This is a genomic window from Sphingobium sp. Leaf26, from assembly GCF_001421665.1.
Classification (GTDB): Bacteria; Pseudomonadota; Alphaproteobacteria; order Sphingomonadales; family Sphingomonadaceae; genus Sphingobium.
On the sequence record NZ_LMKV01000023.1, the window covers coordinates 195,668 to 209,719 of the forward strand.

The 14,052-nt window shown below is 64.1% G+C and carries 8 protein-coding genes; 4 read left to right on the plus strand and 4 right to left on the minus strand.

The annotated features are described in order from the left end of the window. Nucleotides 1-16 precede the first annotated feature (16 nt). The gene (locus ASE85_RS14855) at nucleotides 17-2,251 is read right to left on the minus strand and encodes a TonB-dependent receptor (RefSeq protein ID WP_056689869.1); all 2,235 of its coding nucleotides are present in this window, start codon (nucleotides 2,249-2,251) and stop codon (nucleotides 17-19) included. Nucleotides 2,252-2,495: 244 nt separating this feature from the next. On the opposite strand from ASE85_RS14855, the gene ASE85_RS14860 reads away from it, so the two are divergent. The 3 genes from ASE85_RS14860 to ASE85_RS14870 all read left to right on the plus strand — a co-directional run bounded on the left by ASE85_RS14860 (nucleotide 2,496) and on the right by ASE85_RS14870 (nucleotide 5,408). Next, complete coding sequence (locus ASE85_RS14860) at nucleotides 2,496-4,046, plus strand: acyl-CoA synthetase (RefSeq protein ID WP_056689871.1); 1,551 nt, start codon at nucleotides 2,496-2,498, stop codon at nucleotides 4,044-4,046. Between the two features lie 34 nt (nucleotides 4,047-4,080). Then, entirely contained in the window at nucleotides 4,081-4,968 is an 888-nt protein-coding gene (locus ASE85_RS14865; protein ID WP_056689874.1) for a helix-turn-helix domain-containing protein, read from the plus strand. A gap of 80 nt (nucleotides 4,969-5,048) precedes the next feature. Then, nucleotides 5,049-5,408, plus strand: coding sequence for a YciI family protein (locus ASE85_RS14870; RefSeq protein ID WP_056689877.1), 360 nt, complete (start codon nucleotides 5,049-5,051; stop codon nucleotides 5,406-5,408). Nucleotides 5,409-5,419: 11 nt separating this feature from the next. Here ASE85_RS14870 and putA read toward each other — a convergent pair whose 3' ends face one another. Continuing rightward, nucleotides 5,420-9,022 (minus strand): trifunctional transcriptional regulator/proline dehydrogenase/L-glutamate gamma-semialdehyde dehydrogenase, encoded by a 3,603-nt coding sequence (gene putA, locus ASE85_RS14875; protein ID WP_056690226.1) that lies wholly within the window; start codon nucleotides 9,020-9,022, stop codon nucleotides 5,420-5,422. Nucleotides 9,023-9,120: 98 nt separating this feature from the next. Between putA and ASE85_RS14880 the strand changes: the two genes are divergently transcribed. Next, on the plus strand, nucleotides 9,121-9,612 hold the full coding sequence (locus tag ASE85_RS14880) for an Lrp/AsnC family transcriptional regulator (protein ID WP_056689880.1): 492 nt from the start codon (nucleotides 9,121-9,123) through the stop codon (nucleotides 9,610-9,612). On the opposite strand, the gene ASE85_RS14885 is transcribed toward ASE85_RS14880, so the two are convergent. Both ASE85_RS14885 and ASE85_RS14890 read right to left on the minus strand, forming a co-directional pair. After that, entirely contained in the window at nucleotides 9,596-10,822 is a 1,227-nt protein-coding gene (locus tag ASE85_RS14885) for an SGNH/GDSL hydrolase family protein (protein ID WP_056690228.1), read from the minus strand. The two genes, ASE85_RS14880 and ASE85_RS14885, sit on opposite strands and share 17 nt — an antisense overlap. A gap of 289 nt (nucleotides 10,823-11,111) precedes the next feature. Next, on the minus strand, nucleotides 11,112-13,970 hold the full coding sequence (locus ASE85_RS14890) for a TonB-dependent receptor (protein WP_056689882.1): 2,859 nt from the start codon (nucleotides 13,968-13,970) through the stop codon (nucleotides 11,112-11,114). Between the last annotated feature and the right edge of the window lie 82 nt (nucleotides 13,971-14,052).

Consider the following 14,052-nt stretch of genomic DNA (forward strand, 5'->3'; position numbering starts at 1 on the left):
GGGCGCTCTCCCGCCGTCAGAAGCTGAAACGGCCGGTCACGCCGAAGGTGCGCGGCATGGCCGGGACGAGGAAATTATAAGGGAAGCCCGCCCCGCGCAGGTCCAGGCCATAGCTGTAGGTCTTGCGGCTGAAGGCGTTGTTGATCCAGCCGCGTAATTGAAACGGCCCATGCGCCCAGGCCAGCGTGGCATTGACCTTGGCATAGCCCTTTTGCTGCAATTCCGCGTTGTTCTGCGCCGTGCCGACTGCATCGGTGCCGTTGAAGGGCGAGAAATATTGGCGGCTGAAATAATTGACCGTGGGCGAGAAGGTCAGGCTGTCGCTGCCCGTGTCGAAGATGGTCCAGTCGAACCCGGCCGTCCCTGTCCAGCGCGGGGCGAAGGGCAGATCGTTGCCAGACAGGTCCGTGCCCTGCAAGGTCAGTTCCTTGTAGGTGGCGTGGAGATAGCCGCCCGACAGGTTGATGACCAGGCCATCGAAGGGCCGCAGGCTGCCCTCCACCTCACCGCCATAGACTTGCGATTTGGGCGCGTTGACCAGGAAGGACACCGGGCCGGGCCGCGTATCCTGTACCTGCTGGTTGCTATAGTCATAATAGAAGCCGGCGGCGGACAGGGTCAGTCTGTTGTCGAGGAAGCGGCCCTTGACGCCCACTTCATAGGCGTTGACCCGTTCGGGGTCGATATAGGTGATGCCGACCGATGACGTGTAGCCGCCGCCATTGAACGCGCCGGACCGATAGCCCCGGCTGTAGCTGGCATAGACCAGCGTTCCGCCGTCGAACGTGTAGCTCAAGGCCGCGCGGCCGGTCAGCGCCTTGTTGCTGCCGTCGATCGCGAAACGGGCGGCGGGATCATAGGCGCAGGTGCCCGGCACTCCGGCGCAGGGCACGGTGCTGGCAAGCGGCGTGCCCGCGCTGCCGAACGGGCCGGCGAACAGATAGGCATAGCCGTCGCCATAGCGCGCCTTGTCCCACGTGTAGCGCGCGCCCAGGGTCAGGACCAGTTTGTCGGTCAGGCTATAATCGCCCTGAAGGAAAGCGGCATAGGAGCGGCGGGTCTGGCGATAGTGCTGGAAGAAGCCGCCATCGACGCCCGGCCCCAGGGCGCTGCCGATGTTGAAGCGATTGTCGGTGATCGTGCGGTCCCAGCCATAGAAGCCGCCGCCGACCAGCTTCAGCCGATCGCCTTCATAATTGAGGCGCGCCTCCTCGCTGAACTGGCGGAAACTGGAGCGCCAGTTGATATTGAGCACGTCGAGCGGCGAACCGTCCGCCGCCTGTTGCAGGTTCTGCTTGCCGCCATCGTAGGAGGTGATGGACGTGAGCGTGACCGTCGGGCTGAGTTCCAGCGCGACATTGGCCGCCACGCCCCAGGCGTCGGTGCGGTTTTCGCCTACGTCATTTTCGTTGATGTCAAAAAAGCCCTGCCCCGGCGTGTTGGGACCGGTCAGCCCGTGAATGGCCGCCTGCGCGCCGCGATCGCGCCCGGCATAGGCGCGGATCTTGATATCCAGCGGGCCATTGCCCGGCTTCATGCGCAGATAGACGCGGCCCTGCGCCGTATCGACGCTGTTGGAATCCCGGCCGCCCGGCGCGACATTGTGCAGCATGCCGTCGCCCTTTTCATAATTGCCGGCGATGCGGATGCCCAGTTCATCCTCGACCATCGTGGTTTCGATCGCGGCCTGCGCCTTGAACGTGTTGAAATTGCCGTAGCCGACCTCGGCATAGCCGTTGGTGCCGGACAGCCTGGGCGCGCGCGTGATGAAGTTGATCGCGCCGCCGGTCGTGTTGCGACCGAACAAGGTGCCCTGAGGTCCACGCAGCACTTCCACCCGATCCAGGTCGAACAGACCCATGCCGTGGCTGGTCCGTGCGGCGATATAGACATCGTCGATGTATACGCCGACGGGCGAGGCCTGGTTGCTGTTATATTCATTGGCGACGCTGATGCCGCGCAGCGAGAAATTGGGCTGGGTGCTGCCATAGGGGCTGCTGACCTGAAGATTGGGCACCGCCGTCGCCAGCGCGGCGGAATTGGAAATGCCCTTGTTCTGGAGCGTTTCGCCGCCCAGCGCGGAAATGGCCAATGGCACGGACAGCATGGATTGCGACCGGCGCTGCGCGGTGACGATGATGTCTCCATTATCCGCTGCCGGTTGGGGCGCGCTCGCTTCCTGCGCCAGCGCGACCTGCGACACGCCGCTGCACAGCAGAATCGCCAACGCCTTGCCCGTGATGACCTTCATTATACCCTCTCCTCCATCTTCCCCCTGTTGGCGGGGGATGCGGTTATGATGGAGCAGACCTAGCCCAGCCGAACCGGGAAGGCTTTACCCAGAGTTGATGCCAGATTTGGCATTTCTTGCGCTTGCCTTGAACTGGCGCGCAAACCGGGCCTCTGTAGCCATCAAGCGCAAGACGCGAGCGATAGCGGCCCCGGCCGACCATGCTCCGCGCATCATGCTGCATGATTTTTGGAGAGGCTCACCCATGCACCCCAGGCCATTTGCGATCAGCGACCCGGATCGCCCGGCGATCATCCTGCCGGCGACCGACCAGACCATCAGCTACGCCCAGTTGGAGGCCGCCGCCAACCGTGGCGCCCACCTGCTGCGCGCGCTCGGCTGTGTGCGGGGTGACGGGATCGCGCTCCTGATGGACAATGAAGCCGCGATCTTCGACATTGGCTGGGCAGCCCAGCGCATCGGCCTCTATCTCACCAGCATCTCGACCAAGCTGACCTTCACCGACATCGCCTATATCCTGCGGGATTCGGGCGCGCGCATCCTGGTCGCGTCCGACCGGCTCGCCCCGCTGGCACAGGCTGCGCTGGCGAAGGCGGACGGCGTACAGGGCTATCTGGTCGACAGCGCCATCGGCCCGCTCGAAAACTGGTCCGCCAGCGCCGCCCGCTATCCCGACACGCCCGTCCCGGACGAAAGCGCCGGAACCGACATGCTCTATTCGTCCGGCACCACCGGCCGGCCCAAGGGGGTGAAGCCCCCGCTGCCCGGTGGCTCACTGGACGCGCAGACCGCGCTGGAGGCCATGGGCACCAGCCTTTATGGCATGGGGGAAGACAGCATCTATCTCTCCACTTCCCCCCTCTATCATGCAGCGCCCCTGCGCTGGGCGATGACCATCCATCGGCTCGGCGGCACGGTGGTCGTGATGGATCGCTTCGACGCGGAGGAATCGCTGGCGCTGATCGAACGCTACCGCGTCACCCATGCGACCTGGGTGCCGACCCATTTCGTGCGGCTGCTGAAACTGCCGGCCGATGTCCGTACCCGCTACGATCATGGATCGCTCGAAGCCGTCATCCACGCCGCCGCACCCTGCCCGGTGCCGGTCAAGCAGGCGATGATCGACTGGTGGGGACCGATCGTCCACGAATATTATTCCGGCACGGAATGTTGCGGCATCACGGCTCTGTCATCCTCCGAATGGCTGGCAAGGCCGGGATCGGTCGGCAAGGCAGTGCTCGGCAGGGTCCGTATCGTCGGAGAGGATGGGCAGGAAGTCGCAGCCAGCGAAACGGGCGACGTCTTTTTCTCGGATGGGCCGGCCTTCACCTATCATAATGACCCGGACAAGACAGCCGCCGCCCATGATGACCGGGGCTGGGCGACACTGGGCGATGTCGGCCATCTGGACGCGGACGGCTATCTCTTCCTGACCGACCGGCGCAGCTTCATGATCATCTCCGGCGGGGTGAACATCTATCCGCAGGAAATCGAAAACTGCCTTGTTACCCATCCTGATGTCGTCGACGCCGCCGTGATCGGCGTGCCGGACGAGGACATGGGCGAACGGGTGCTGGCCATCATCCAGCCGGTCGAGGGCGTGACGGGCGACACCGCCCTGAATGAGAACCTCACATGCTTCGTCCGCGCCGCGCTCGGCAGCGTCAAGACGCCCCGCAGCTTCGCTTGGCGTGCGCAATTGCCGCGCGAACCCACCGGCAAATTGATGAAACGCAAACTGATGGATGAATTTCGCGGACCAGACGCTAAGCTGGCGGAACAAGAAGGAGAGTGAAGATGATCGGTCCATTCGCCGGAGCCATCGCGTCATGAAAGCGGCCTCGCATAGGGACGGCAGATGGCATGGCGAGGCGATCATCGCCGATACGCTGAAGCGCGACCCGGAGGTGAAGCTGGAATCCTCCGACGGTCGCTGGCGCTTCAGTCGCTGGCGCCAGTTCGTCGGCAGCTATGCCCTGCCCCCTTTGCCCGATCCGCTGTTCGTGGTGCAACTGGCCGGCAAGACCAATGTGCGCACCTGGGATCGCGACGGGTGGAGCGAGACGACATCCTATCCCGGTGCCGCGACGATCGTGCCGGCGACGATGAGCACGAAATGGCTGGTCGACGGCGAACTGGACGTCGTGACGCTCAGCATCGACGCAGACGATCTGAGATCGGCATCGGTACTGGACCAGTTTTCGCGCATGCGCTTCGCCTTCAACGATCCGCTGGGCGCCGCGCTTGCCCGCCAGATATTGGCCGAACTCTATACGCCATCGGACGGCCCGCGCGACCTCTATGTCTCGGCCCTGATCGACGCGCTCAAGGCGCATATGCTGCGCGGCCCGGTGAAGGCGGCGGCGCAGGACTTTCCGACCTCCGCCTTTTCCGCCTATCGCATCCATCACATCATGAATGCGATCCGGGAGCGGCCGGAGGCGGAGCATGGGCTGGACGAGATGGCGGCGCAGATCGGCATCACTCCGTCGCACCTCTGCCGCGTGTTCAAGAAAGCGACGGGCGTCAGTCCGCATCAATATGTGCTGAAGACCCGGCTGGAACGGGCGCAGGAAATGCTGGGCCAATCCGACGCCTCGATGAATTATATCGCCGAATTTCTGGGCTTTGCCAGCCAGAGCAGTTTCAATCGGGCGTTCCGCAACATGACCGGGGAAACCCCGTCCAGCTACCGCAGACGTAGGTTGGACGCATAAGCGAAAAGATTTGCACGCCGACGGAGAAATGCGGACATTGCCGCGTCCGTGCGATGCGGGATGGCAGGAGGAGGCTGGCGATGCGTGTGATGGTGCTGGTGAAAGCGACCGAGGATAGCGAGAAAGGCTATCATCCTACGCCTGAGACGGAGGCGATGATGAATGCGATGGGGCGTTTCAACGACGCGCTGCGAGACGCCGGCATCCTCATCATGGCCGATGGGTTGATGCCATCTTCCGCGGGCAAGCGGGTCGCCTTCGACGGGCCGGACCGCAGGGTCATCGACGGCCCTTTCCCGGAGCCACGCCAACTGGTCGCCGGCTTCTGGCTGTGGGAGGTCAAGGACATGGAGGAGGCCGTCGCATGGGTGAAGCGCTGCCCCAACCCCATGCCCGGACCGAGCGAGATCGAAATCCGCCCTTTCCATGACCTGAACTGACGCGGCACACCTCAGCCGATCATCATCAGGCTGGCATTGCCGCCGGCCGCTGTCGTGTTCACCGATATGGCCTGTTCTTCCAGCAGCCAGTCGAGGCAATAGCCATGGCCATGATCGTCGGCATGCACCGACACGATCGGACCGGGCATATCCGCGACGCACTGGGCGGTCGCCGCGATCTTGGCGGCGTCGCCCTCGACCAGCGCGGCGGCGTAATGGCCGCTGGCATCGGTGCTGAAACAGGCGGCGACATCGGCCGGCAGGCCGGGCGGGACCGTCATCCCCTGCACCACGCCATGATTGCCGGTGGCGAGTATGGCCGCCATCTGGCGGAACAGGCCCTGACGGGTCGCCGGGCGCAACAGGATGCGACCGCGCGGATGCAGGGCGTAAAGGTTGCGTTCCCCCACCGGGCCGGGCAGCGCCAGTTCGACGCCGAGCGCCGAGGCATCGCCGGTGCGACGGGCCTGCGCGGCGGCCTCCCCTTCCCCCTGCTGGTCGAGCCAGTCGGCGAAGGCGTGGAGCGGCGAGCGTAGATGGCTGACACGCGCTGCGAAGACTGGCGGCGTCGTGACCAGTCGTCCAAGATAGAGCGGCCCGCCTGCCTTGGGGCCAGTGCCGGACAGACCGCAGCCGCCGAAGGGCTGAACACCCACGATCGCACCGATGACATTGCGATTTACATAGATATTGCCGGCTTTCACGCGGGCCGTCACGCGGGCGACGGTTTCATCCAGCCGGGTGTGCAGGCCGAAGGTCAGGCCATAGCCGGTCGCATTGATCTGATCGACCAGCGCGTCCAGCCGGTCCCGCCTGAAGCGCAGGACATGGAGGACTGGACCGAAGACTTCTCGGCCAAGGTCGGCGATGGAGTCGATCTCGATGATCGTCGGCGGGACGAAGGTGCCATGCGCAGCCTCGACCGGCAGCACGCTCTGCTCCACCCTGCGGCCCAGCGCCGCCATGGCGTCGATATGTGTGTTGATGCCGTCGCGCGCTTCGGCGGAGATGACGGGGCCGATATCGACATTCAGCGCGTCGGTGCGACCGATCCGCAATTCGGCCAGCGCACCCTTGAGCATTGTCAGCGTGCGGTCAGCGACCTCCGCCTGAAGGCAGAGGATGCGCAGCGCCGAACAGCGCTGACCGGCGCTGTCGAAGGCGGACGCGATGACGTCGGCGACGACTTGTTCAGCAAGCGCGCTGCTGTCCACGATCATCGCGTTCTGGCCGCCGGTTTCGGCGATCAGCGGAACGGGACGTCCGGTCGGCGACAGGCGCATGCCCAGTTGCCGCTGGATCAGGCGGGCGACTTCGGTCGATCCGGTGAACATGACGGCGGCGGTTTCGGGCGCGGCAACCAAAGCAGCGCCGATCCGGCCGTCACCGGGCAACAGTTGCAGCGCATCCGCTGGCACACCCGCTTCATGGAGCAGGCGAACCGCTTCGGCGGCAATCAGCGGCGTTTCCTCGGCCGGCTTGGCCAGCACCGGATTGCCCGCGACCAGCGCCGCGGCCACTTGACCGGTGAAGATGGCGAGCGGGAAGTTCCAGGGGCTGATACAGGTGACGGGGCCAAGCGCCTGCTGCGCCGGGCCGAAGGTCGTGCGGGCCTGCGCAGCATAATAGCGCAGGAAGTCGATCGCCTCCCGCACTTCGGCGATGGCGTTTGGCAAGGACTTGCCAGCTTCACGGACGATGAGGCCGAGCAGGATCGGCATGCGCGCCTGCATCGCGTCGGCGGCATTATCCAGCGCTACAGCGCGGTCGGCGACCGGGCTGTTCGGCCAGCGCGACGCGGCGGCGCGAATGGCGGCGGCGCGGGCTTCCTCCGGCGATGCTTCGGTGACACGGCCCACCACATCGCGGTGATCGGCCGGATTGAAGACGGTGCGCGATGGCCCAGCCGCCGCTTCGGGCGCCGCAGCCCAGTTGATCGTCGCACTGCGCCGCAGCGCATCGCCCAATGCGGCGAGCGTCGTTTCGTTGCTGAGGTCCAGCCCTTCCGAATTACGCCGTTCGGGATAGAGATCGGCAGGCAGCGCGATCTGGTCGTGGCGGTGGCCGGGATGCGCCATGGCGTTCACCACATCGACCGGATCGGCGATCATTTCCTCGATCGAGACATCGGGGTCGGCGATGCGGTTGACGAAGCTGCTGTTGGCGCCATTTTCGAGCAGGCGACGGACCAGATAGGCCAGCAATGTCTCATGCGTGCCGACGGGGGCATAGATGCGGCAGGGGCGGTTCAGCTTGTCCGCGCCAACGACCTGTTCGTAAAGTGGTTCGCCCATGCCGTGGAGGCACTGAAACTCATATCGGCCGATCTGAAAGTCCGGGCCGGCAAGCTGGTAGATGGTGGCCAGCGTCTGTGCGTTGTGAGTCGCGAATTGCGGGAAGACGGCGTCCGGCGCGGCGAGCAGTTTCTGCGCGCAGGCGATATAGGCGACATCGGTGTGCACTTTGCGGGTATAGACCGGGAAGTCGGCCAGGCCGTCCACCTGCGCCCGCTTGATCTCTGCGTCCCAATAGGCGCCCTTGACGAGGCGCACCATGATGCTGCGGTCGGCGCGGCGGGCCAGGTCGACGATCCAGTCGATTACGAAGGGGCAACGCTTGCCATAGCCCTGCACCACGAAGCCAAGGCCGTTCCAGCCGGCAAGGTCGGGATCGGTCGCCAGACTTTCCAGCAGGTCGAGCGAGAGTTCGAGCCTGTCGGCCTCCTCCGCGTCGATGTTGAGGCCGATGTCATAGCCCTTCGACAACAGCGCCAGCTTTTTCACGGCAGGCAGCAGTTCGGCCATGACCCGGTCGACCTGCGCCCGCACATAGCGGGGATGGAGCGCGGACAGCTTGATCGAGATGCCGGGGCCGGCATAGATGCCGCGCCCCGCCGACGCCTTGCCGATGGCATGGATCGCCTGTTCATAATCGGCATAATAGCGTTTCGCGTCGGCGGCGGTGGTGGCCGCTTCGCCCAGCATGTCGTAGCTGTAGGCGAAGCCCTTCGCCTCCAGTTCCCTTGCGCGCTTGAGCGCTTCCTTGATCGTCTCGCCGGTGACGAACTGTTCGCCCATCATCCGCATGGCGAGGTCGACGCCGCGGCGGATGACCGGTTCGCCGGCGCGGGCGACAAGCCGGGTCAGCGCCGCGCCAAGGCCGCGATCGTCCACGCTGCCGACCAGCTTGCCGGTGACGACCAGACCCCAGGTGGCGGCGTTGACGAACAGCGACTTGTCACCGCCCAGATGCGAGCCCCAGTCACCGTCGGCGATCTTGTCACGGATCAGCGCGTCGCGGGTGGCGGTGTCGGGTATACGCAGCAGCGCTTCGGCCAGGCACATCAGCGCCACGCCCTCCTGACTGGAGAGCGCATATTCCTGCACCAGCCCTTCGACGCCGGTGCCCTTGTGATTGGCGCGCAGCGCGGTGACGAGGGTGCGGGCGGTGTCGGCAACCGCTGCTTTCATCTCGGCCGGCAGGGTCGAGGCGGCGATCAGCGGCGCGAGCGTTTCGGCCTCGTCGCGGCGGTAGGCGGCGGTGATCGCTGCACGCAGCGGGGTGGGCTGGCGGAGGACGGGGGCGAAGGCGGCGAAGGGGGGCTGTTCGGTCATGAAGGGAGAATAATCCATATCAGATTTTCGTTCCGCCTTATGAATGGCCCCTATCCGGTCGGAGTGACTTATTAAGTGGCTCCTGCTAGGCATATCAGATGGAGAATAAGCCCATCATAGTCGAACTGGACGAGTTCGACCGACGGATCATAGCCGCTTTGGTCGAGGATGGCCGGATGACCGTCACCGATCTGGCTGCTTTTGTTGGGCTTTCCAAGACGCCCTGCCAGGTGCGGCTGAAGCGGTTGCAGGAAGCTGGCGTCATTCGCGGCTTTCGGGCGATCGTGGACCCCGCAAAACTGGGGATGGATCATATCGCCTTTACCGAAGTGAAGCTGTCCGACACGCGGGAGGCGGCCTTGCGGGAGTTCAATGCAGCGGTGCGGCGCATCCCGGAAGTGGAGGAATGTCATATGCTGGCAAGCAATTTCGACTATCTGCTCAAGGTGCGGACGTCCGATATCCGGCGATATCGGGTCGTTCTGGGCGAGAAGATCAGCGCCCTGCCCCATGTCGCCAGCACATCCACCTTCGTCGCGATGGAGACGGTGCTGGAGGCCGGGCACAGGCGGGTCAGTCGAAAAGGCTGAGCGGGATCGCCTCCCCCATCGCCCTATACCCTGTTGGCGAGGGGTGAAGCGCGTCGCCGTCATCATAAGCAGGGAGCAGCCGTTCGGGATGGGCGGGATCGCGCGTCACGCGGTCGAAGTCGATCAGTGCGTCGAAATTGCCCGGCTTCCTGATCCAATCATTCACCGCCTGCCGATCAGCCTCATTCTGTGCGTCGGCATGATAATAATCATTGCCGACGAAGGGCATGATGGTCGCGCCGATCACCTTGATACCCTTCGCATGGGCGCGGGCGATGATCTGGCGATAGGCGCCGATGATGCGGGCGACATGGGCCTGATGGTCCGCCACGCTGACCGGCGCGTCGCGGGTCAGCATGCCAAGATCGTTGATTCCTTCCAACAGGATCATGTGCGTCACGCCGGGCTGGGCCAGCAGATCGCGATCGAGCCGCGCCAGAGCATTGGGGCCAAGGCCGTCGTTGAGCAGGCGGTTGCCGCCGATGCCCTGATTGACGACCGCGATGTGGCGGCGCTTCGGATCGACCTGAAGCCGCTGCGCCAATATATCGGTCCAGCGGTCGTTGCCGTTGGTGGTGGAGCCTTTGCCATCGGTGATGGAATCGCCCAGCGCGACGATGAGGTTCGCTGGCGCGCACCGCTCCACCTCCAGCGCGGCGAGATTGAACCAGTGGTCGAAGCTGGCGGCGCCGGACATCGCCTCGTCGGTCAGATGGTTACCGGGCAGATGCCATGACGTCGCGCGCGATCCGGGGTGGGAGGTCTGTTCCGGCTCACCATCATAGCGGATCGAAACGGCGATAGTGTCGAGCGCTTTGGTCGGCAGCGCTACCGGGTCGGAAAGATAGTCGGCACCGGCGGGGATCACCACTTCGGGCGCGCCGTCGAAACGCAGCGAGATGAGCGTGCCGGGATCGACGGCCGGCGATGCGCTGCCCCGTGCGCGGGCGATGCTGGCGCCGGCGATGCGCAGCGGCTGCGTGCCGGCGAGGTTGGAAAAGCGGACGCGCAGACGGTCCCCGGAAACGGAGGGGCGCACGATCTGGCGCAGCGTCTGGTCGCGCAACGTGCCGGCGGGCAGTTCCGCGTCGCCGGTGGGGCGAACTTGCGAGGAGGCCCAGCCAGCGACCCAGGTAGGGGTGCAGGTCCTTGCCTCGACCGGCATCGCGATCAGGGCGAGCGGGAGACCGAAGAGGAGAGAGAGACGCATCATCGCCTTGCCTTTTGACCCTGTGGCGCGCCACCGAAGCGACGGCCGAAGTTCACACCGTTGTCGCCCTTTTCGGGGCCGAAGCGTTCGCGAAGCGCTCGTCATGCGCTCGCCAGGCCCTCGCGAAGCGTCACGTCCTACATCGGGCTTGTGCTCCCTTGGAACATGGCCCGGATAGATCAGATAAAATCCAACATTGGAAGCATCCGATCCCGATCGCGGCCCGATCCCCCGCGAAGAAAAAGGGCCGGCGTTGCGGCCGGCCCTGTCAGTTGGTCCTTGGGGAGGATCAGAAATTCGCCCGGATGCCGGCCAAAACCGAGGTGCCCGGATAATAGACCGAATAGGCGGCGTTGGAATATTCGAAGGTGGTGCGGATCGGCTCGTTGGTGATGTTGAGCACATCGAGCGTCAGGCGCATCGCCTTGTTGAAGAACGGCAGTTCATAGCCGGCCGACAGATCGAACTGACCGCGCGCATCGGCCTTCAGGTCCGCACCGGTGATGCCGTTCTGTGGGCCGTTGAGCGCGATGGACTTGCCGTTCCAGACATAGTTCAGGCTGACCGACAGGCCATGATTTTCATAGAAGCCCTGAAGGTTGTAGGAATATTTCGACACGCCTTCGGCCACCAGACCCGACGAGGAGGACTGCTTGAGATAGGTGCCGTTGGCCGAGAATCCGAGGCCCTTGACGAAGAAGTCCAGCGGCTGGACCCAGGTTCCTTCCAGACCCTTGATCTTCAGGTCGCTGAGGTTGACCGGGCGTTGCACGGTGATGGCGAGGTCGTTGACCGCCACCCCGGTTGCCGTCGCACGATCGTTCAGCGCATTCTGCTGGGTCGACAGCAGGCTGCTGAAGGGAATGTTCAGCGATCCGAAGGTCGCCTGCGTCGACTGCGTCACAGTGAAGCCCTGCACATTCTTCATGAACGCCGACAGACCGATATAGCCGATTCCGCCGGTGTAGAATTCGCCGCCCAGATCATAATTATCCGAGGTGTAGGGCTTCAGGTCCGGGTTGCCTGCGCTGGCCACCAGCGCCGACGGATCGGAGAAGGTGACGCCCGGCAGGATCTGGCCGGCGTCGGGACGGGTCATCGTCCGCGAAGCCGATGCGCGCAGCTTGATATTATCGGCCACGTCATAAGTCAGATTGATCGACGGCAGGAAATTTTCATATTTGGAGCGCGAGGTGATGTCGACGATCGCCGTGCCGACCTGGCTGGGGCCGATTACTTCCTGATCGGTATGCGCATAACGCATGCCGGTGTTGATATGCAGGTCGCGGCCAGCGATTTCGGTCACGCCGTTCAGCTCGAAATAGGCGCCCAGCACCTTTTCGTCCATGTCACCGGTCGCGCCGCCGGTCACGGCACCGCGCGTTTCCGGCGCGCTGTCACGATAGCTGGCATAGTCGGTCGCCTGCTTGATGGCATTGAAGTCGGGCACGACGAAGCCGGCAGTCGAGGAACTCTTCAGATATTGCGCGATCTGACTGTTGGGGATCGTCCCGGTCGCGCCGGTGCAGCCCGTGCCGCAAACCGACAACTGATAGGCCGAGCTGTTGTCATAGGCGCGGATCGAGCGGATCGCCTGGTCATAGGCAGCGCCGACCTTCACGTTGAACATGTCGTCGCCATACATGACGTCCAAATGCGCACCCTTGGTTTCCGTCTTGCGGCGGACGATCTGGATGTTCTGACGATACCACTGCCAGCTACCATTGTCGGGATCGTTGAGGTCGAGGTTCGACGTGATCGACGGATAATCGCCGCCATTATTTTCATAATAGGTGTCGACGCCCGAATTCGGCGTAGTCTGGAACGCCCAGGTCGGCTGCTCGCGGAAGAAACGACTCTTGGAATAGTTGGCGCTGAGGTTGACCTTCAGATTGTCGGTCGGTTCCCAGCTCACGCTGGGGTTGATGTTCCAGAATTTCGTGGTCTGCTTGAACAGGCTGGCTTCCAGGAAATAGGACGAATTGGCGAAGGTCCCGCTGGTCACGACATTATTGTCGTCCACGGTCAGGTCGATCGGGATCATGCCGCCGGTCGACTGGGCGCTGGTGCCCGGACCGGAGTTGCGGACCTGCCAGTTCATGTTGACCTTGGTATAATCGCGGGTCGACTTGGCCCACAGCCCGTCGATCGCGAAATGCAGCGTGTCGCTGGGGCGCCATTCGAGCGAAGCCAGCGCCGAAATGCGCGAGCGCGTCCCCTCGGTCAGGCTTTCGCGGCCAAGACGCGGCAGCAGCGCAGTGCTGAGTTGCGAACGGGTGAGGCCCGATGTCGCGACGACATCGACCGGATCGCCGGCGACCAGGCCATGGCCGGCATTGGCGGGGACGACCGAGGCCCAGGAGAAGTTGTTGCCGCCAGCATCGCCGACACCCAGGTTTCCATCGGTCCAGCCGACCGATTCAAAGCCCTTGATGCGAGTCTTGGTCTTTACGCCAGCGACGCCGACCAGGATACCGAACGTGTCGGTGGTGTGGCTGGCGACGATCGCGCCGCGCGGGCTGATCTTGTCATTGGGGCTGGTATATTGGCCCTGCGCGACGACGGTGATGTGCGTGCCTTCCTTGTCGAAGGGACGCGCGTTGCGCAGGTTGACGGTGCCGGCGATGCCGCCTTCCAGCGTGGAGGGCGACGGGCTTTTCGCGAGGTCGAGGCGGGTGAAGAGTTCCGACGGGAAGAAGTCGAGATCGACTTCGCGGTTGGCGCTGCCGCCATTGGTGCCGCCATCCGACGCCACCTGAATCTGTGAGCCGTTCAGCAACACCTTCGAGAAGCTGGGGCCAAGACCGCGGATCGACACCTGCGTGCCTTCACCATTATTATCGCGCTTCAGGCGCACGCCCGGCATGCGGTTGAGTGTTTCGGCGAGGTTGGTGGCGGGCAGCTTGCCGATGTCTTCGGCGAAGATCGAGTCGCCGAATGCCACCGCGTCCTTCTTGGCGTTGGTAGCGCTCTGCAACGACGCGCGAATGCCGGTGACGACGATGTCGGCAACGTCGCCATCCTGGGGTGCGACGGCATCGGCCTGCGGCGCGGCGTCCTGCGCCGACGCGGCTTGCGCGAGACTGAGCGAGCCGATGGCGGACGCGGCGAACAGCGCGACACGAAAAATCTGGGTGCGTGAAGACATGAACAATCCCCTCTCCTGAGCGCCGCCCCCGACTATCCGGTGGGCGTAAACTGGTAGCGCTATCACTATGGCTTCAATAAAC